Source organism: Campylobacter sp. VBCF_04 NA7, from assembly GCF_027737405.1.
Lineage (GTDB): Bacteria > Campylobacterota > Campylobacteria > Campylobacterales > Campylobacteraceae > Campylobacter_B.
Genome location: NZ_JAOVTT010000001.1, coordinates 179814 through 200057 on the forward strand (window position 1 = coordinate 179814; position 20244 = coordinate 200057).

The following is a 20244-nucleotide window of genomic DNA, read 5'->3' on the forward strand; positions in this document are numbered from 1 at the left end:
AATCCTTATTTATCTTTGAAAAATCGCGCAATCTTGGCTTGGAGTTTAAACCACTCTTTTAGCTCCATTATCGGGTGGCCGGCGAAATTTTTACCAGCTGGCAGGTCTTTACTAATCCCGCCTCTGGCTGCGACTTGGACGAAATCCCCTACTCTGACATGTCCGCCACTGCCTGCTTGACCGCCAAGGACGACATTTCTACCAAGTATAGTCGATCCTGCAAGTCCCACTTGTGAGACGATTAGGCAGTTTTGACCTAGCTCGCAGTTGTGTCCGATTTGGACTAGATTGTCGATTTTGGTGCAAGATGAAATTATCGTAGAGCCAAAAACCGCCCTATCTATCGTGGTATTCGCACCGATTTCGACCTCATCTTCGAGCACGACATTTCCATTGTGATAAATTTTAACATGCGTGCCGTCGCTTCTGTGCGCGTAGCCAAAGCCGTCCGAGCCGATAACTGCGTTTGCTAAGATATGGCAGCGAGCCCCTATAATCGTGTCATTGTAAATCACAACCCCTGGATGTATCACGCAATCATCGCCGATAACGACATCATCGCCGATATACGCACCAGCGCAGATTACAACCCTCTCGCCGATTTGGGTATTTGAGCCGATATAAACACCCTTTGCGATTTGCGCACTTTTAGCAATCGCGCTTGGGCGAGGCTCCCTGATAAGCGGTTTTGCGAAATATTTGCTCAGTATGGCAAAGGCTAGGTGCGGATTGACACACTCGACTTTGATTATGTTTTTTGGAACCTCTACGCCCTTTTTTACCAAAATCGCGCACGCCTTGCTATCAGCGATGAATTTTTCATTTTTTTCGCTATCGCAGTAGCTAAGCTCGCTCCCGCTTGCATTTTGCAATGAATTTATCGCTGTGATTTCGGCATCTTCGATCCCCAAACTAGCAAAATCCATCCTTAAAATTTTAACAATTTCAGAAAGTTTCATATATTCTCCTACATATCAAGTGCGACGCTACCGCTTCTGACGATATCGATTGGGTTGTATTTTTTCACGGTCTTTAAAAAACTCTCGATTCTATCAGCGTCATCGCACGCCATAAGCACGATATGGTTTTCGTCGCTGTTTGCGATAGAGCCGTTATACGCTTTTAGCAAAGCGTCAAGTCCGGCTAAATTTTCGTTTAATGCGATTTTTATTAAAACCATCTCTTTTTCGACAAAATTTGCCTCCTCGATTACTTTATAAATCGGGATTAGCTTGTGAAGTTGCTTCGTAATCTGCTCGATAATGCGCTCATCGCCCAAGGTTACAATCGTAAGCCTAGATAAATTTGTATTTGGGATAGGTGCGACGGTTAGGGAGTTGATATTATATCCGCGCCCTGCAAAAAGCCCAGAAATACGAGAAAGCACGCCGTGTTCGTCCAAAACTATGACTGAAATAATTCTTTTTATACTATTCATAATCAAATCCTATTCAAATATCATATTATATAGCGCGCCACCTGCTGGCACCATTGGGAAAACATTTTCGAAGCGATCAACCTTAACCTCGATAAAGCAAACCTTATTGCTTTCAAGCGCAGTTTTTAGCGCGCTTTCAAACTCAACTTTTGTGCTAACGCTAAATCCAAGCCCACCAAAGCTCTCTACGAGTTTTACGAAATCTGGCTGTTTACTAAGATCTGTCGATGAAAATCTCGCACCATAAAACATACTTTGCCACTGCCTAACCATACCCAAAAAGTTGTTATTAAGTATGATATTTACGACACCAAGATTATTTTCGCTAAGCGTCATTAGCTCTTGGATATTCATTAAAATTGAGCCATCGCCTGTGAAATTTATAACCTGCCTTTTCTCGCCAGCGTAAGCTTTCGCTCCCATTGCAGCAGGCAAGCCATATCCCATAGTGCCAAGCCCACCGCTTGTAAGAAGCGTGCGAGGGCGGTTAAATGGATAAAACTGCGCTACCCACATTTGGTGCTGTCCGACATCTGTGACGATGATAGCGTCATCGCTTGCGATCTCGCCAGTTTTTTGCACTACCCATTGTGGTTTTAAAACCTCATCGCTATCTGTGTATTTTAGCGGGTGAATTTCTTTATAAATTTTGATTTGTTCGCGCCATTTGGCGTAGTTTGCAGGCTCTGCTTCGTCCTTTAATCTAGGATTTAGCTCTGCTAGGACCGATTTTACATCGCCTACGATTGGGAAATGCGCATTTACGATTTTTGAAATCGAGCTTGGGTCGATATCGACATGGATAATTTTTGCATTTTTGGCAAATTCTTCGAGTTTTCCAGTTACCCTATCATCAAATCTCGCTCCAAGGCAGATTATAAGGTCAGTTTCGCTAAGCGCCATATTGGCTGCGTAGCTTCCATGCATTCCCACTAAGCCCAAATTTAACTCATCATCGCTTCTCATCGCACCAAGCGCCATTAGGGTTTCAACTACTGGAATTTGCGTAATATGAGCTAATTCTCTTACCTCATCGCTAGCCTCGCTCAAAATCACGCCGCCACCAATATAAATTATCGGGCGTTTGGCCGCCATTATTAGCTCAGCTACTTTTTTTATCTGTTTTGCATTGCCTTTGTAAGTCGGGCGATATGTTTGCATTTTTATCTCATCTGGATAGATAAACTCGCCAAGCTTAGCCGTTACATCTTTTGGCACATCGATATGCACAGGACCCGGTCTGCCAGAGCGCGCGATATAAAATGCTTGTTTTAGCACCATTGGAAGCTCTTCAACGGTTTTTACTAGGAAATTGTGTTTGACACATGGTCTTGAAATTCCAACCGCATCAATCTCTTGAAATGCGTCAGTTCCGATAAGCGAACCAGCAACCTGTCCGCTAATTAGCACGATTGGGATAGAATCTGCATACGCAGTGGCAAGGCCTGTGATTGCATTTGTGAAACCAGGACCACTTGTTACGATAGCTACGCCTACTTTGCCACTAGCGCGCGCGTATCCGTCAGCCGCCATAGCCGCAGCTTGCTCGTGGCGCACCAGGATATGTTTGAAATATGTCTGTTTGTATGTTTCATCATATATGTTTAGCGCAGCGCCACCAGGATATCCAAATACTACCTCAACGCCCTCTTGATGAAGCGCCTCGATAATCATCTGCGAACCGTTTAATTTCTCCATGTTCAATCCTAATTATGAAATGACTGGATATTTTATTATTTTTTAGATTAAATTCTAAGAATTTTTTAAAGAATTTGATTAAATTTTATATTTTTGTAAGAATTTGATTAAATTTAAGGCAAAATTTAAAAGGCTTGCGAACGCGCGCAAGCCTAAATTTGGTTAAAATGATTTTTTCGTAAGGATATGTATCAAAAAACTAATCACAAAAGCCACTACGCTAGGCACAATCCAGCCAAGCATAGCATCATAAAATGGAAAGCTACTAACCCAGTTAGTAATACCTGGAATTTTGATTTTTAAGACATCTAGTCCATTTACGATACCCACAGCGAAGCTCGCATACACGCAAGCCCTATAAACCAGCTTGCTTGTATCGATTAGCGGATCGATTAGCGATAAAATTATAAGCATAATCGCAGCTGGATAAATCGCGATTAGCACAGGGATACTTGCGCTAATAATCGTTGTAAGTCCGAAATTTGCCACGCCAAATGATACGAGGCAAAGTATCACAACCCACGCTTTGTATGGAATTTTGCCTTTGACCAAATTTTCAAAATACTGGCTACATGAGCTAATCAAACCCAAAGTCGTAGTAAGGCAGGCTAGGAAAAATGCAAGCCCTAGCAAGGCTGTGCCGACACTGCCAAAAAGATAGTGGCTGATTTTGCTAAGGTATTGTGCGCCGTTTGTTACATCAGGGAAAAGGCTAGCCGCACTCGCACCAAGATATGAAATCATCAGATAAATCACGGCTAAAAGCGCGCCCGCAAACATACCTGCTTTTATCATAGATACGACGATATGCCCCTCATCACTAACACCGCGCGCTCTCATCGCATTTGCGATAATGATACCAAAGGCTAGTGAAGCCAAAGCGTCCATAGTCTGGTATCCATCGACGAAACCACTTGCGACTGCGTGATCTCTATACGCTTCGTTTGGAGCGACAAATTCGCCCATAGGGGTCAAAAACGACGATACGAAAAGTCCCAAAATCAAAATCAAAAGCACAGGCGTAAGGTAGCGTCCGAGCAAATCGACGAGTTTTGATGGATTTAAGCATAAAACAAAATTTAGCGCAAAATACGCAGCCGAATAGATCAAAAGCCACATTTGCACCGATGTTTCGGCGACATTTTCGCGCACGACGATATCAAATGGCATATTTGCAGCACGCGGTATCGCAAAAAGCGGTCCGATAGTCAAATACAATGCAACTGTGAAAATCAGCGCAAAAGCTGGATCTACGCGTTCGACTAAATTTGCCAAACCCTTTGATTTAGCCACGGCTGCGACGCCAAGGACTGGGATTAAAATCGCGGCACAGCAAAAAAACATAATTCCCACGAAAAAGTTATCGCCTGCGTTTTTGCCCACAATCGGCGGAAAAATGAAGTTTCCAGCACCAAAATACATAGCAAAAAGCATTAAAGCAATGGTAAAAAACTCTTTTTTGGTAAGCTTTCTGTCCATGAAATCTCCTTATCAAAAATTTAATCGTTCATTTTCTCATTATTTAATTTAAATTTCATTTAAATTTTATTTTTACTAAAAATTTAAGGCAAAAATTTTTGCTATAATCGCGCGAAATTTAATAAATTTATCAAGGTAAAACAAAATGGCAAAATCAAAATCAACACTTTTCGAGTGCCAACACTGCGGAAATCAACAATCCAGATGGCTTGGCAAATGCCCTGATTGTGGCGCATGGGATAGTTTCGTGGAGCTTAAAGCCGAGCAGATTAAAACCCTAAAAGAGATAGAAAAATTAGAGCAAAAAAGAGGCGCGAGCGGCGCAAAAGCAATCGATGAAATCCAAATCGAAGATGTCGTGCGCATAGACACCAAAGACGCTGAGTTAAATTTGGTTTTAGGTGGCGGGCTTGTGGAGGGCTCACTCGTGCTAATTGGCGGAAGTCCAGGGATTGGCAAATCCACGCTTTTGCTCAAAATCGCTGCGAATTTAGCCAGCCCAAATTCGCCCGCACTCTATGTCAGCGGCGAAGAAAGTGCCAGCCAAATCAAAATGCGAGCCGATCGCCTAGGCGCAATCGATAAAAATTTATTCTTGCTAACTGAGATAAATTTAAACACGATTTTAGATGAAATTTCAAGCAAAAATTACAAAAGCGTCGTCATTGATAGTATCCAGACCCTTTATAGCGACAAAATTTCATCAGCCCCGGGCTCCGTCACGCAGGTGCGAGAGATCACATTTGAGCTAATGCGATTAGCCAAAGAGCGCGGGATTAGCATTTTTATCATCGGGCATATTACCAAAGAGGGCTCGATCGCAGGGCCTAGGATTTTAGAGCACATGGTTGATGTGGTGCTGTATTTCGAAGGAGATGCGAGCAAGGAACTTCGAATTTTGCGTGGTTTTAAAAATCGTTTTGGCTCGACTAGCGAGGTTGGGATTTTTGAAATGAGCGAAAAAGGGCTAATTAGCGCAAAGGATGTCGCAAGTAAATTTTTCACTCGCACCAAACCTGCCTCAGGCTCAGCAATCACCGTGACTATGGAAGGCTCACGCGCCCTAGTAGTCGAAATCCAAGCCCTAGTTTGCGAAAGCTCGTATCCCAAACGCTCTGCCACAGGATATGATAAAAACCGCCTCGATATGCTTTTAGCACTTTTGGATAGAAAGCTTGAAATTGGTCTTGGCGGATACGATGTCTTCGTAAATGTCATCGGCGGGGTCAAAATCACCGAAACCGCCTGCGATTTAGCCGTGGTCGCTGCGATCGTAAGTAGCTTTAAAAATCGCCCGCTTAGCAAAGAGAGCGCGTTTATTGGCGAAGTTAGCCTAAATGGCGAAATTCGCGAAATTTTCAACCTTGATGCGCGCATAAAAGAGGCTAGTTTGCAAAAATTTAAAAACATAATCTCGCCGATGAAACCGCAAAATTCGCTTGGGCTTAAAATTTTTCACGCCACGGAAATTTCGCAAATCCTTGATTGGATGTAAAAAAATGCTATAATCGCGCGAAATTCTTGGACGGACAAATTCAATGGAAAAATGCGATCACTGCCACGGCTCGTTTGAGAGCGCGGAGCTTTTTAGCGATGAGGCGGGGCATAAATTTTGCTGTAATGGGTGCAAAAATGTCTATTATCTTTTGCAGGGGCAAAATTTGGGCGAATTTTACGAGCGCCTTGGCAAAAATACCCTGCGCCCAGCCAAACAAAATGCCCAAATTCAGGGCTCAGCTAGCAGTATTTACAAAAACTATGTCACCAAAGATAAAGACGGATTTAACCAAATTTCGCTTTTAATCGACGGAATTCACTGCTCGGCGTGTGTCTGGCTAAACGAAAAAATCCTAAATAACGCCACTGGCATAATCGAAGTAAGCCTAAACGCAGCCTCGCACAAAGCGCGCATTGTCTGGGACGAAGAGCAAATAGGGCTAGCCGAAATTTTAAATCTAATCCGCTCGATTGGATACGATGCCTACCCTTATGACACAAACACCCAAAACGCCAAAGACACGGCAAAACGCAGGGAATTTTACGCTAGGCTTTTGGTTGGAATTTTTTGCGTGATGAATATAATGTGGATCTCAATCGCGCTGTATGGCGGGTATTTCACGGGGATCGAGCAGGGCACGAAGGATATTTTGCACTTTGCTGAGTTTATCCTAGCTACGCCTGTGCTTTTTTATACCGGGGCAGTATTTTTTAAGAGTGCATTTTATGCGCTCAAAACTCGCACCCCAAATATGGACTTGCTCGTTGGGCTTGGAGCTTTGGTAATTTATATTTATTCGCTTTATGTTATGTTTTCGCGCAATGGCGAGGTCTATTTCGAATCCGTGGCGATGATAATTACCTTTGTGTTTGCTGGAAAATATCTGCAAATTTTAAGCCAAAAAAGGGCTGGCGAAAATTTAAGCTCGCTTTCAAACATGCTTCTTGGCGAGGTTTGCACACTTGGCTTTGACGGAAACTATGAAAACAAATCCCCAAACGAGGTGCAAATCGGCGATGAAATTCTCATAAACCAAGGCGATCGCGTCCTAATCGACGGCGTGGTAAGCAGCGGTGAGGGAAGTTTCGATTATTCGGGCATTTCGGGCGAGAGTATCCCAGTATCGCTAGGCAAAAACGATGAAATCAAATCAGGCTCGCTCTGCCTATCTGGCTCGTTAAAATACCGCGCAAATGCTGATTTTAAGGGCTCATTGCTTAGCAAAATCGTCGAGCTTTTAGAAAACGCAAATCTAAAAAAACCAAAATTTGAAATTTTGGCTAATAAAATTTCAGGCTATTTTTCGATTTTTGTCATAGCCGTGGCGTTTGTGGCGTTTGTGTTTTGGTATGCCAAAGCAGGCTTTGCAAGCGCGCTACTAATCAGCGTTAGCGTCATCATCATCGCCTGCCCTTGCGCACTAGCCCTTGCCACGCCGATTGCGACGCTGTGCGCGATCTCTGTGGCGCTAAGGCATGGCATAATCTTCAAAGAGGCCAAAATGCTAGAAATCCTCTCCGAAGCCGATACTATCGTCTTTGACAAAACAGGCACACTCACAAGCTCTGCGCTAATCGTCAAAAAAAGCGAAATTTCGCCCCGCTGCGATATCGGCGCGCTAAAAGGGCTTTTGCAAAGCTCAAATCACCCTATTTCCGAGGCCGTGCTTGAATTTTTAAATTCGGGCGAATTTGCAAAATTTGCGCCTGCGAATTTAGAAAATATCACAAACCACCCAGCCAAAGGCCTTAGCGCGAAATTTGGCGAAAATGAAATTTATGGCGGAAGTGCGAAATTTATGTGCGAGCTTGGCGCAAATGTTGCTAGCGGGGATTTAAGCGAGTATTTTTTCATGCAAAATGGGCAAATTTTAGCCAAATTTTGGCTTCTTGCGCCACTTAAAGATGATAGCAAAGAGGCCATAAAAACGCTACAAAATTTAGGTTACGAGCTTCATATCATCAGTGGCGATCACCAAAACGCCGTTAGTGCGATAGCGCGCGAGCTAGAAATAGCGAAATTTGGCGCGCAAATTTTGCCAGATGAAAAGGCTAGCTATATTCAAAACCTCGCTAAAATGGGCAAAAAAGTGGTAATGGTAGGCGATGGGATAAACGACGCGGCCGCGCTTAGCCTCGCTCATGCTGGGATTTGCCTAGGAAGTGGCGCGAATCTTAGCGTGCAAAAAAGCGATGTAGTGCTTATCAAAGACGATATGACGAGCCTAGTGCGCGCCATGCGTATCGCGCGCAAAACAGACACTAAAATCCGCCAAAATATCGCTATTTCGCTACTTTACAACCTAATCACGATTCCACTTGCGTTTTTGGGATACGCAATTCCGCTGTTTGCGGCACTCTCGATGAGCCTAAGCTCGCTAATCGTGGTCGCAAATTCAATGCTTTTAAGAAGGATAAAACTATGAGTAACGCCGTGCTAATGACTATGGTTACGATTTCGCTAATACTTGGATTTTGCGTGTTAGGCGGGCTTTTGTGGGCGCTAAAAAATCATCAATTCGATGATTATTCGAAATTTCTTGGCGGGACGGAATTCGACGGCGAGGACGCACTCAACGAAGCTGTGAAAATGGAAGAAAAACGCAAAGAGGCGTTAAGGCGAAAAAAAGAAAATTTGGATAGTTGAAATTTAGAGTAAAATTCCACATTAAATTTCGCAAAAATACTGCCCCGAAATTTTGCAAAAATACTGCGCCGAAATTTCTTACTCGTAGATTGCCACGAATTTTGCTGACGCAAAATTCTCGCAATGACAGATTAGGCAAAATTTACGCTCAATTTGTCATTGCGAGAAGCGAAGCGACGAAGCAATCTACGAATTTAAAATTCACAGACGCTAAATTCGCTGTCATTGCGAGGCGATTTATCGCCGAAGCAATCCAGAGATTGCAAAATTTAAAACGCCTGACGGCGTGCTGGATTGCTTTGAGTTTTTCAAACTCTCGCAATGACGGAAATTTTATAAAAAGGATAAATTTTGGAAAATTTAAATTCTAAAAACGACTTTTTTAACAAAAACAGAAATTTGAGAGATTATGATAAAGAGCCATTGATTTTACGCGATTATAGCAGAGAAATTACCTTTCATAATATTTTAAATTCTATATTTTTTCTTATTTCTTTGATAATTTTTATGGCTATTTTAGGAATAAAAAATTATGCAGATTTTAACGATATAATGGAAAAAATTCTTATTTGGCTTACGATATTTATAGTGCTTTTATTGATTGATTATTCGATTATTTTCTTATCAAAAGAACGCCGTGTATCGCTTTCTAATACAAAAGCAACTTATTATAATGCCGATTTGAAAATATACAAAATTTATAGTTTGCTCGGAAATAAGGAATTTTCATCATTTTTATATGCGATAAATAGAATAAAAAATGTATTTGTTTATCCATTTTTAATCTTTTCTATAACTGGCTTTTTATTTACTTTCGATAGTGATTTTATTATAGGCTTGCTTGTGTGCATATTCGTTGTATTTTCAGCGACTATGTATGATGTTTTATTTCGTATGTTGGTTTATAAAAAATCAAATAAAAATTTGGCAAATTTTTTGGAATATTCACAGAAATTCGTGATTGATATAGGCTGGAAAGATGGCGGAAGGATAGTAACACCTGGTGCAACAATATGCTTTTTTAATCAAAACGATCACGATTTATTGAAAGAATATTTTTTCGCAATTTTTCATCTGAATTTGGATAAAGATATAAAAAAACTTGAAAGAATAAAAATTTTCTAATAAGGAAACACAATGAGTAGAGAAACAGTTGCTCAAATCGAGCTAGACAAGCTAGAAGCAAGGCTACAAATAATAAATATAAACAGTTGGTAAAATTTTGCAAATTTAAACTCAAACTATCAAATTTGAGTTTAAATTTGCGAATTTGATAAATTCGGTATTTTAAAATACTGACCGAGATTAAATTTACATAAAATGTCATTGCGAGAAAACGAAGTTTTCGAAGCAATCCAGGGAAATTTAAATTCAAAATTCAACCTAAATTTAGCATTAAACGAACACTGAAATTTTAGGCGAAATTTTGCTTTTCTTGTAAGGGGGAGGGCGCGCTTTTTAGGAGACGCTACCCTCCCCCTTACCAACCCCCACCCCTGTAAAACCTTAGAAGTGGCTAAATTTAGAAAAACTGCGTTTTTCTAAATTTAGCTGGTTTTATTTTTACTGAAATGCTTCGCATTTCTTTGCAACGACACAAATTTTATAATTCCTGCGGATTTGCCTTATACATACAATGCTCAAAGATAAATTTATGCTCTTCTGGCAGTGCTGCAAAGAGCGCATTTGCGAGTGCGCGTATCTCCCAAAGTGCCGATTTGCTAGAACGAAGAGAGAGGAAGTTTTGCAGGCTTCTAGCATTTATGCTCCACGCTAGCTCGGTTTTGTAGCACTCTGGCAGGCAGTATTTGGCGATATCTAGGCTAGTGTTTGCGCCTAAAATTTCCCTTAGATTATTTAGGGCTTTTATGCTTGCGCTATCGACAGCGTCGTTGCCTGTAAGCACTATGTATTTTGCGGCGCTATCGCTTGTGATTTCAGGCTCATTTCTTAGCTCTTTTAGCGTGTAGCGGGTCGATTTCACGCTCAGGCTAGCCATACGATGCCTTGCTAACTCTTGCAAAAGCGCGCGCGAAATGCCCTTGATATAAAAATTATAAAAAATATGTTCGAGCGTAGATGAGTGCTTCATTTCATTTCCCACGCGGTTGATTAGTGCTAAGTCCTTTTCGCCGCCGTTATCGCCCCGCTCGAAGCTTTGCCAGCAAGTTCTTATGGCGTTGGAACATACCCAAAGTGGCGTGAAATTCAAAAGTTTAACTTCCATAAATTTTCCTTGATTAAATTTTATAACGCGTGATTTTAGCCAAAATTTTATAAATTTAATCAAATTTAAATAGCTTAATGTAAGCTAAATTCTGATAGAATTGGCAAATTTTTTACCAAAAGGAAAAGTATGAACGACAAATTCACACGCATTGGTTTTATTTTGGCGGTCGCAGGCTCAGCCGTGGGACTTGGAAACGCTTGGAAATTCCCCACACTCGTAGGTCAAAACGGCGGTAGCGCATTTATTTTGCTCTATCTTTTGCTCACATTTTTGGTAAGTTTTGTCATTTTTATCGGCGAAATCACCATTGGACGCCTTGGCGAGAGCGATCCAGTCGATAGCTACCGAAGACTTGCCCCTAGCAACAAAGAGCTTTGGAGCAAGGCTGGATTTTTGATGATTACTGCGCTTTTGATTTACTCATTTTACAGCGTCGTAATGGGCTGGATCCTAAAATACACAGCCACATCGATTTTTTCGTTGCCTCAAAATTTAGACGATAGCGGTGCGATGTTTAACGCTTTGATTTCGAATTCACCGCTCGTAGCGATTATCTGCTTTACGATAATGTCGCTTGTGTGCTTTTTGATCGTCTCAAAGGGTATTAAAAACGGAATTGAGAGATTAAATATTTGGATGATGCCTAGCCTTTTTATCCTGCTTGTGCTTATGGTTTTGTATTCGGCTAGCTTCGACGGATTCGCACAAAGCGCAAAATTCTTGCTTTTGCCTGATTTTAGCGCGCTAAATTCACAAAGCGTGCTTGACGCGCTAGGATTAGCGTTTTTCACACTTAGCCTTGGCGTAACTACGATTTTGACATACGCTGCGAGCCTGCCAGAGCGCACCAATATCCTAACTTCGAGCATTAATATCGTTTTAATCAATGTAATGATTGGCGTTATGATGGGTTTGGTTGTTTTCACATTTATTTTCGAATTTAACGGCGATCCAGCCCAATCAGGTCCTGGGCTGATTTTCGTCTCCCTTGCCGTGCTATTTAGCAAACTTGGCTTTATCGGACATATTTTGGCGTTTGCGTTTTTCTTAACCCTACTTTTCGCCGCCATTACCTCAGCGATTTCGATGATCGAACCAGCTGTTTATTACCTAGTCAAATCCCGCGCATTTTCTCGCGCGAAAGCTTGCGTGGCGGTTTTTGTATTTACCTATGTGCTAGGGATTGCCTGCATTTTGGGATACTATGGCGCGACAAGCGAGTATTTCGTCATCGCAGGACAGCCGTTTTTCGACGCGCTGGATTATTTGACATCTAAAATTTTAATGCCACTTGGCGGATTAATCATCGTCATTTTCGTAGGATATGTCATCAAAAAAGACGGCGTTTATGCCCTACTTTCGCCATATATGGGAGATTTCGGATTTAAAATTTGGTACTTCGTCCTACTTCGCGTGGTATCTCCACTTGCGATTTTTGTAATCGCGCTAAGAGAGCTAGGAATCGTAAATTTTGGATAGTCAAATTTGAAATTTAAAGAAAGATTATGAACGATAAATTTAGCAAAATCGGCTTTGTTTTAGCAGTCGCCGGCGGTGCTGTGGGGCTTGGAAATGCGTGGAAGTTTCCAACCCTAGTCGGTAGCAACGGCGGAAGCGCGTTTGTGCTTTTATACCTCGTGCTCACACTCGGGATTGGATTTAGCCTATTTTTAGCCGAAATGGCGATTGGGCGCATTAGCAGAGCCGATTTGCCTAGCGCGTATAGATATCTCGACCCCAAAAACGGCGAAAAGTGGAAATTCGCTGGAATTTTCATAGTAGGCGGAATTTTTGTTTTGTCATTTTATCTCGTAATCCTTGGCTGGGTTATGAGATATATTTTCATCGGTTTTAGCGCACTTCCTGCCTCAGTAGATGAGGCTGGCGCACTCTTTGGGGGCGTGATTTCGCACTCGCTATTTTCAAATCTTGCATTTTATGCGTTAGGGCTTGTGCTGACACTTTTTGTGGTATCGCGCGGAATCAAAAGTGGCATAGAAAAGCTAAATTTGATAATGATGCCCCTGCTTTTCGTGCTTTTGCTTTTAATGCTAGGATATGCGGTTTTTATGGACGGGTTTGGCGAGGCGGTGAAGTTTTTATTCACGCCTGATTTTTCCAAAATCACCGTCGCTAGCGTGCTAGACGCGCTTGGGCTTTCACTTTTTACCCTTTGTATCGGGATTGGCTGTATCGCTGCGTATGCTGCTAGCCTAGGAGAGGGAGTAAAGCTAGTGAAAAGTTGCGTAAATATCGTATTTATCAATATCGCAATCGGGCTAATGATGGGGCTAATCGTATTTACATTTATCTTTGAATTTAACGCTAGCCCATCTCAGGGTGCAGGATTGGTGTTTGTATCGCTTACCACAATGTTTGCCAAACTTGGCTTTATGGGGCAAATTTTAGCGATTTTGTTTTTTGTGTCGCTGTTTTTTGCTGGGATTACGAGCGCAGTTTCGATGATAGAGCCATTTATTTTATATCTTGTCAATCATTTTGGCATTTCTAGAAACAGAGCGTGTGGGTTATCAGGCATAGTCGTAGGCGCGCTAGGAGCGTGCTGCACGCTATCAATGAACGCGGAATTTGGCGAGAGTTTTACATTTTTTGGCAAGGGATTTTTCGATATTTTAGACTTTTTGACCTCAAATATCATGCTTCCTCTTGGCGCGCTAAGTTCGGCGATTTTCGTCGGATTTGTGATGAAAAAATCCATTTTGGCGGAATTTTTTGGCGAAGATATGGGCAATGGTGCATTTGAGCTTTGGTATTTTTCGCTAAGATTTATCGCACCATTTGCAATAATCATAATAATGGTAAATTTGCTGTTTTTTAGTTAAATTTGGAGAGTAAAATTTTAAAATTTAGGCTACCGAAATTTCGGTAGCCTTTTTTTATGCTTTGCGAATTTTTGAGTAGATTACCGCCACGATGTATGATAGCACGCTCACAGCTACAAACATTAGTAGCACAGGCGTCATCTCCCACTCTGCTTCGTCGCCAAAAACAAGCACAGCAATATAAATGATGAAAATGTATTGCAACACATAAAACGGCGTTACAAGCACACTTATCGTTTTTAAACACGACATAATGAGATTTGGAAGCACTTTGGCTACCAGATACATTAGCCCAATCCACGCCAAAACAAAGGCGATAAACATTATGTTAAAAAATATGTTTTGGTGGTAGTATGGATCGCCGTCCATCATATCGTCCCACGCATAAAACTTAGCCAATACCACAGCAGATGCGATAAAGATAACCGCGCAAATAAGGCTTAGTTTTGTATATAGTGCGCCTTTATCTTCTGGGCGAGTGTAGATTAAAATATCAGCGAATAAATATCCAGCTATCGGATAGGCAATCCAGCTTAAAAATGGAAAATAGCTTCCCTCGTGTGTGCCCCAAAATAGCCCTGTTACTGCCAACATTGCGTCAGATTCAAACTCTGCGAAATTCTCGCCTAGATACATTGCCACGCCTGAGCAGATGATTCCCACTATGAGATAGCCTAAATTTGATAAATTTAGCTTTTTCATTAGCGCAAAAAATATAAATGCAAGTCCCGCAAACTGCAAAATGTCCGCATCGTAAATCTGCGTCCAGTTTTCTTCGAAAATTTCAGCGTCATCGTTTAGCTTAGAGCTAATGTAGTATGGAAGCACATACACAAGCGCATTAAAGACATAAGATAACACCAAAAATATCACACCGCGCCTAAAAAGTAGCCCCGGCGCACTACGCCTAGAATACACAATACCGCAACCCAAAATAAACATAAAAACAGGCGCAGCAGGCGGTGAGCCTAGGAAGTTTGCGACCTTGAAAAACACGGAATCTTCGCCATTGTAGAAGTATTCCACGCAGTGGATTAGCACCATAAAGATTACAGCAAGACCCCTCGCTATATCCAACTCGTTTTGTCGCCCAGCATTGGGCAATGATAAGAAATTCATCTGCTTAAAACCCTCTTTTTATTGGTTTGAAAAAGCCAAAATTATAGCCTTTTATAAGTTTAAATTTACTTAATAGCGTAGTGAAATGCTATGGCTTAGAAATGAGATAAATTTATAAGGAATTTGGGCTTAGTTGTTTGGTTTGTAATTGCGAAAATTTGCATAGTTTGTCATTGCGAGGCGACTTGTCGCCGTGGCAATCCAGTAAAATTCCATAATCTCTAATTTATCATTGCAAACAAAACGAAGCAATCCAAAAAATAATCTATTGAATTTTAAAATTTTTATTCCAGTAACACTGCTCCGAAATTTTTAAATTCAAAAATTTTAAAATTCAAGAGCCCTTTAAATTTCTCTGGATTGCTTCGAGCCGTTGGCTCTCGCAATGACAAATCAAGCAAATTTAGTAAATTTCGCATTTCAAGCATTGCTACCTTGTCGGTAGTGAGCACGAAATGCGAAACATTTAAACATTTAATCTAGCCGGTATGGGGAATTAGAAGCTAGGCAAATTCAACTTAAATTTGATAACCAAATGCCGACGATTTTTCGCGGAGTGGGCGACGGACTAGACTGGCTCGTCTGTCCTAGCCCACGCCGTGAAAAAGCTAGGCTCGTTTAATTGCAAATAATATTTTAATGCAAAAAGTGGCGAATTCCCGTAAAATACATCGCCATACCAAACTCATCTGCTGCTGCAACTACTTCATCATCACGAATTGAGCCACCCGGTTGGATCACCGCTTTTACGCCCACTTCATTAGCAATTTCTATGCTATCTTTAAATGGAAAAAACGCTTCACTTGCCAGCGCACAACCTTGCAAATCTAAGCCCAAATCCCTTGCTTTTGCCACAGCTGCGCGCGCAGCATCGACACGGCTTGTCATACCCATACCAATCGCCACCATTGCCGAGTTTTTCACATACACAACGCAGTTTGATTTGGTTAGTGCTGCGACCTGCCAAGCGATTTGCAAATCGGTAAATTCGCCAGAATTCGCCGAACGCTTCGTAACGCATTTAGCATTTTTAACCTCATCAGCACCCACATAGTCGCGTTCTTGATAGACAAATCCCCCGTCAATGAATTTAAAGTCATATTTATCATTTTCACGCATTAAAAATTTATTCTCTTGCGTGAAAATTTTAATGCGTTTTTTGTTTGCAAATACTTCAAGCGCGGCGTCATCGACATTAGCTGCAATTATGACTTCCACAAAAATTTCATTGATTTTCTCTGCGAGTGTTTTATCAAGTGTGCCGTTTATCGCCACCACGCCACCATAGGCTGAAACAGGGTCGCATTTAAGCGCTTCGGTATAGCTTTCTAGCAAATTTGATTTTATGGCAAACCCGCATGGATTTGCGTGTTTGCAGATACTTACTGCTGGGGCTTCGCCAAAGCTACTTGCTAGCATAACTGCGCCGTGAATATCGGTCATATTGTTAAAACTTGCTTCGCCTTTTAGGGCTTTGAAATTTAGACTAAAAAAGTTTTCGAATTCATACAAAGCACCCTTTTGATGCGGGTTTTCGCCGTATCTTGTCGCCATGACTTTTGAGCCTGTGATAAATTTTTTAGCGCCAAAACCGCCGTTAAATCGCTCGTTCATATAGTTTGCTATCATACTATCATACGCAGCAGTGTGCTCGTAGGCTTTTATCATAAGGCTTCGGCGAAATTCCAAATCATCGGCTTTTGCTTTGATTTTTTCGATGACTAAATCATAATCTAAAATGTCCGTTACAATCAAAACATCTTTGAAATTTTTCGCGGCACTTCGCACCATGGCAGGTCCGCCGATGTCGATATTTTCGATAATCTCATCAAAATCATCTGTGCGAATCGTGGTTTGCTTGAAAGGATATAAATTTACACAAACCAAATCAATCCCGCCAATGCCGTGTTTTACGGCTTGTTCGGCGTGATTTTTGTCGTCTCTTTTGTGCAAAATTCCGCCGTGAATTTTAGGGTGCAGGGTTTTTACTCTGCCTTCAAACATCTCAGGGCTTCCTGTGTAAGCACTCACTTCCACAGCATTTACGCCGTTTTCGCAAAGTAGCTTATAAGTGCCACCCGTGCTTAAAATTTCCCAACCCAAATTTGCCAAATCTTTTGCAAATTCCACTACGCCGTCTTTGTCGCTAACGCTGATTAACGCTCTCATGCTCACTCCTTATGAATTGAAATTTATTTAAATTTTACTCGCCGAATTTTTCTTTTAGGCTCTCATACGCTTCGTTGATTTCTTGAAGCTTTTTTGTGCCTTCTTGGATAATCTCGTCATCTGCGCCCTTGCCCATTAAAATATCTGGGTGGTATTTTTTGACTAGTTCGCGGTATTTTTTCTTTATCTCGCCAAAACTAGCACTCTTATCTACACCCAAGACTTCGTAAGGGTCTTTTTTCGAGCTTGTATTTCGCGCAGAGCCACCATATCCGCCGCCAGAGCTAGAATTTTGATATCCGCCGCCATAACTGCCACCGCGACTATCGCCGTAACCACTAGAATTTCGGCTATTTTGGTAGCTACCACGCCCGCGGTTGTCGTAGTTTTGGCTAGAACCGCCGTATGTGCCATAATAACTCGCCTCGAACATAGCAAAAATTTGACTTACCACATGAGACGGCATACCAAATCCGCGCGCGATTTTGGCGATTATATCTCGCTCTTGCTCGCTAAATGAACGATCGATATAGGCTATGTTTAAGAAAAAATAAATTAGTGCCGCTTTTCGGCTAGAACTTAGGTGAAATTTTTGATTGTAATGAAACGCGAGAGAGTAGATATCATGCTCTTTGTCTTTGTTTATCTTATAAACTTGCTTCAAAAGTTTTCTCTCGTTTTCGCCACCACCCATTTTACGAACCAAATCGTCCAAAATCTCGCCTATCATCGTGGCTTCTGTCTCATTTACCACGCCGTCGCTTTTGGCGACCTTTGCAGTTAGGGTGATTAAAATTTTCGCCTCTTCAAGGCTCATTTTTGGCTCTTTTCTCTCATAGCCGGAATTTCCGCTAATACCGCTTATAAATCCCTTTATAAAATGATAAAGCAAAAAAGCCAAAAATAGATAAAAAATACTCGACACTATTAATCTTCGCTTCTAATGATTTTTGCAAATTCGTTGAAATAAATTTCGCTCAACTCTCCCAAATCGCGTGAAATGCTATTGATTTGGAAAATTTTACCGCCAGTAATGCCTAGTTTTACGAAATTTAACCCTGCTTCGCGCGCCAAACTTTCAAATTTCGCCTCGTCGCTCACGCCAAAAACAGCCCTCGTAAAGCTCTCGTCAAAAATATCTCTCTCATCATCGCACGGCATTTTAAACTCGCCACCCATTTTACCCACACACGCCATTTTGGCTAAGGTGATTGCCACGCCACCGATTCCTACGGAGTTTGCGAAGCGCAATGCGCCCTGCTGGCCCGCTTTAATAGCAAAGTCCCAAAGTTTGCGCTCTTTGGCTAAATCTAGCTTCGGTAGCATGCCTCCGATTGCGCCTTTTACGGCTTGTTGATACAGCGAACCTGAAAACACGCCGTGTGTATCGCCCACCAAATAGACGCTAGTATCAGCCTGAGTGAAATCGCTAGGGATAATCTCGCCATTATTTACACCCACAGTTACGATAGCTGGGGTCGGCTGGATACTCACACCCTCTGTTTCGTTATACAAGCTCACATTTCCGCTCACAACTGGCGTATTTAGAGCCTTGCAGGCCTCTTTGATACCCTCTGCGCCCTGTGCGAACTGCCACATAACCTCTGGGTTTTGCGGATTGCCGTAGTTTAGGCAGTCAGTTATGGCTAGCGGTGTCGCGCCACTAAGAGCCACCTTGCGCCCGCTCACAGCCACAGCAAGTGCTGCGCCAGTGAAAGGATCGATATAGTTCATGCGGGTGTTGCAATCCATAGCGATTGCGAGTTTTGCGCCATTTTCTTTGACTCTCATTACCGCAGCACCTAGTTTGCCCGGGCGTTTGGCTGAGTTCAACCCCACATTTGCGTCGTATTGATCGTAAATGAGTGATTTATTTAGCACATCTGGGTGCGAAAAAACCTTGTCAAAATCGGCGTTTATGTCAAATTTATCAGAGCATGTGCATAAATTTTGGTTTGCGATTTCGTCCAAATATGCTGGTCTTTTTGTAGGGCGGTCTAGAATCGGAGCTGCTTCGCTTAAAGGCTCGATTGGAATCTCGCCAGCTAGCTCGCCATGCCAGTAAAGCTCCATTTTACCAGTATTTGTTACTTCGCCGATGACTTCTGCATCTAAATCCCACTTCGCAAAAATCTCTTTTATCTTATCTTCGCAACCTTTTTTCGCGCAAATTAGCATACGCTCTTGGCTTTCGCTTAGCATTAGCTCGTATGGCGTCATACCGCTTTCACGCATAGGGACACGATCAAGGTGCATTTTCATACCGCTTCCGCTTCGCCCTGCCATTTCAAAGCTACTTGAAGTTAGCCCTGCTGCTCCCATGTCTTGAATTCCAACGACAAAATCAGTCTTAAAAAGCTCCAAACAAGCTTCCATTAAAAGCTTTTCGGCAAACGGATCGCCAACTTGCACGGTTGGGCGAAGAGATTTGTTCTCATCGTTAAAGCTATCACTTGCCATAACAGCTCCACCAAGCCCGTCCCTGCCTGTTTTTGAGCCTACATAAATGACTGAGTTGCCCACGCCTTCTGCCTTGCCGTAGAAAATTTCATCACTTTTTACAATTCCAAGAGCAAAGGCATTTACCAAAATATTTCCATTAAAACTGCTATCAAATGTCGTTTCGCCGCCAATTGTAGGGATTCCCATGCAGTTGCCGTAGTGTGCGATACCGCTAACTGCGCCTTTGACTAAATATCTTTGGTAGCGATTTGTTTTGGAATTTCCCACGACATCGCCAAAACGAAGCGAATTTAGATTTGCTTCGACCCTTGCGCCCATTGTGAAAATATCACGCAGTATTCCGCCCACGCCCGTAGCTGCGCCTTGAAACGGCTCGATGTAGCTAGGGTGATTGTGGCTTTCCATTTTAAAAACAGCCGCCATGCCACCGCCAATGTCGATGACACCGGCATTTTCACCGGGACCTTGTATGACCCATGGAGCCTTGGTCGGAAAGCCGTTTAGGTATTTTTTGCTTGATTTATATGAGCAGTGTTCGCTCCACATAGCCGAAAAAATGCCAAGTTCTAGCAAATTTGGCTCACGCCCTAGAATTTCTAAAATTTTCGCATATTCGTCTTCGCTGATTTTGTGTGCCGCAATGGTTTTTTTATCCATTTTA

General features: G+C 42.1%; 16 protein-coding genes. 7 read left to right on the forward strand and 9 right to left on the reverse strand.

The window, feature by feature from the left end:
- Positions 1–5: 5 nt before the first annotated feature.
- From lpxD to brnQ, 4 genes are all read right to left on the reverse strand, one after another.
- Complete coding sequence (gene lpxD / locus OFO00_RS00830) at positions 6–959, reverse strand: UDP-3-O-(3-hydroxymyristoyl)glucosamine N-acyltransferase (protein WP_270864504.1); 954 nt, start codon at positions 957–959, stop codon at positions 6–8.
- An 8-nt stretch (positions 960–967) separates the two neighbouring features.
- Complete coding sequence (ilvN, locus tag OFO00_RS00835; protein ID WP_270859039.1) at positions 968–1438, reverse strand: acetolactate synthase small subunit; 471 nt, start codon at positions 1436–1438, stop codon at positions 968–970.
- A 9-nt stretch (positions 1439–1447) separates the two neighbouring features.
- Positions 1448–3136, reverse strand: a complete 1689-nt coding sequence (locus OFO00_RS00840; protein WP_270864505.1) for an acetolactate synthase large subunit — start codon at positions 3134–3136, stop codon at positions 1448–1450.
- Positions 3137–3298: 162 nt separating this feature from the next.
- Positions 3299–4615 (reverse strand): branched-chain amino acid transport system II carrier protein, encoded by a 1317-nt coding sequence (gene brnQ, locus OFO00_RS00845; protein WP_270864506.1) that lies wholly within the window; start codon positions 4613–4615, stop codon positions 3299–3301.
- A gap of 145 nt (positions 4616–4760) precedes the next feature.
- Between brnQ and radA the strand changes: the two genes are divergently transcribed.
- From radA to OFO00_RS00870, 5 genes are read left to right on the forward strand one after another with little or no spacing between them, the layout of a single operon-like run.
- Positions 4761–6110, forward strand: a complete 1350-nt coding sequence (radA, locus tag OFO00_RS00850; RefSeq protein ID WP_270864507.1) for a DNA repair protein RadA — start codon at positions 4761–4763, stop codon at positions 6108–6110.
- Between the two features lie 43 nt (positions 6111–6153).
- Positions 6154–8538 carry a heavy metal translocating P-type ATPase gene (locus tag OFO00_RS00855; protein ID WP_270864508.1) on the forward strand — a complete coding sequence of 795 codons (2385 nt, stop codon included), beginning with the start codon at positions 6154–6156 and terminating at the stop codon, positions 8536–8538.
- Complete coding sequence (ccoS, locus tag OFO00_RS00860; RefSeq protein WP_270859044.1) at positions 8535–8759, forward strand: cbb3-type cytochrome oxidase assembly protein CcoS; 225 nt, start codon at positions 8535–8537, stop codon at positions 8757–8759. The genes OFO00_RS00855 and ccoS overlap by 4 nt, the downstream gene beginning before the upstream one ends.
- Positions 8756–9130 carry a hypothetical protein gene (locus OFO00_RS00865; protein ID WP_270864509.1) on the forward strand — a complete coding sequence of 125 codons (375 nt, stop codon included), beginning with the start codon at positions 8756–8758 and terminating at the stop codon, positions 9128–9130. Before ccoS ends, OFO00_RS00865 begins: the two co-directional genes overlap by 4 nt.
- Positions 9111–9884 (forward strand): hypothetical protein, encoded by a 774-nt coding sequence (locus OFO00_RS00870; protein WP_270864510.1) that lies wholly within the window; start codon positions 9111–9113, stop codon positions 9882–9884. Before OFO00_RS00865 ends, OFO00_RS00870 begins: the two co-directional genes overlap by 20 nt.
- A 478-nt stretch (positions 9885–10362) precedes the next feature.
- Here OFO00_RS00870 and thyX read toward each other — a convergent pair whose 3' ends face one another.
- The gene (thyX, locus tag OFO00_RS00875; RefSeq protein WP_270864511.1) at positions 10363–10986 is read right to left on the reverse strand and encodes an FAD-dependent thymidylate synthase; all 624 of its coding nucleotides are present in this window, start codon (positions 10984–10986) and stop codon (positions 10363–10365) included.
- Between the two features lie 129 nt (positions 10987–11115).
- Between thyX and OFO00_RS00880 the strand changes: the two genes are divergently transcribed.
- Both OFO00_RS00880 and OFO00_RS00885 read left to right on the forward strand, forming a co-directional pair.
- Complete coding sequence (locus OFO00_RS00880) at positions 11116–12468, forward strand: sodium-dependent transporter (RefSeq protein WP_270864512.1); 1353 nt, start codon at positions 11116–11118, stop codon at positions 12466–12468.
- A gap of 26 nt (positions 12469–12494) precedes the next feature.
- Entirely contained in the window at positions 12495–13832 is a 1338-nt protein-coding gene (locus tag OFO00_RS00885) for a sodium-dependent transporter (RefSeq protein ID WP_270864513.1), read from the forward strand.
- A gap of 54 nt (positions 13833–13886) precedes the next feature.
- Here the strand turns inward: OFO00_RS00885 and OFO00_RS00890 are convergent, their stop codons facing one another.
- The 4 genes from OFO00_RS00890 to purL form a co-directional block, all read right to left on the reverse strand.
- Positions 13887–14909, reverse strand: a complete 1023-nt coding sequence (locus tag OFO00_RS00890; protein ID WP_270864514.1) for an acyltransferase family protein — start codon at positions 14907–14909, stop codon at positions 13887–13889.
- A gap of 678 nt (positions 14910–15587) precedes the next feature.
- On the reverse strand, positions 15588–17120 hold the full coding sequence (gene purH / locus OFO00_RS00895) for a bifunctional phosphoribosylaminoimidazolecarboxamide formyltransferase/IMP cyclohydrolase (protein ID WP_270864515.1): 1533 nt from the start codon (positions 17118–17120) through the stop codon (positions 15588–15590).
- A 34-nt stretch (positions 17121–17154) separates the two neighbouring features.
- Entirely contained in the window at positions 17155–18045 is an 891-nt protein-coding gene (locus tag OFO00_RS00900) for a DnaJ domain-containing protein (protein ID WP_270864516.1), read from the reverse strand.
- 2 nt (positions 18046–18047) lie between these two features.
- A complete protein-coding gene (purL, locus tag OFO00_RS00905; protein WP_270864517.1) occupies positions 18048–20240 on the reverse strand; it encodes a phosphoribosylformylglycinamidine synthase subunit PurL in 2193 nt (730 codons plus the stop codon).
- Positions 20241–20244: the final 4 nt, after the last annotated feature.

Excerpts from the sequence above, each read along its gene's own strand:
- thyX (WP_270864511.1), bottom strand. The coding sequence starts at position 10,986 with ATGGAAGTTAAACTTTTGAATTTCACGCCACTTTGGGTATGTTCCAAC.
- OFO00_RS00840 (WP_270864505.1), bottom strand. The coding sequence starts at position 3,136 with ATGGAGAAATTAAACGGTTCGCAGATGATTATCGAGGCGCTTCATCAA.
- ilvN (WP_270859039.1), bottom strand. The coding sequence starts at position 1,438 with ATGAATAGTATAAAAAGAATTATTTCAGTCATAGTTTTGGACGAACAC.
- OFO00_RS00885 (WP_270864513.1), top strand. The coding sequence starts at position 12,495 with ATGAACGATAAATTTAGCAAAATCGGCTTTGTTTTAGCAGTCGCCGGC.
- OFO00_RS00880 (WP_270864512.1), top strand. The coding sequence starts at position 11,116 with ATGAACGACAAATTCACACGCATTGGTTTTATTTTGGCGGTCGCAGGC.
- lpxD (WP_270864504.1), bottom strand. The coding sequence starts at position 959 with ATGAAACTTTCTGAAATTGTTAAAATTTTAAGGATGGATTTTGCTAGT.
- radA (WP_270864507.1), top strand. The coding sequence starts at position 4,761 with ATGGCAAAATCAAAATCAACACTTTTCGAGTGCCAACACTGCGGAAAT.
- brnQ (WP_270864506.1), bottom strand. The coding sequence starts at position 4,615 with ATGGACAGAAAGCTTACCAAAAAAGAGTTTTTTACCATTGCTTTAATG.
- OFO00_RS00855 (WP_270864508.1), top strand. The coding sequence starts at position 6,154 with ATGGAAAAATGCGATCACTGCCACGGCTCGTTTGAGAGCGCGGAGCTT.
- purH (WP_270864515.1), bottom strand. The coding sequence starts at position 17,120 with ATGAGAGCGTTAATCAGCGTTAGCGACAAAGACGGCGTAGTGGAATTT.
- ccoS (WP_270859044.1), top strand. The coding sequence starts at position 8,535 with ATGAGTAACGCCGTGCTAATGACTATGGTTACGATTTCGCTAATACTT.
- purL (WP_270864517.1), bottom strand. The coding sequence starts at position 20,240 with ATGGATAAAAAAACCATTGCGGCACACAAAATCAGCGAAGACGAATAT.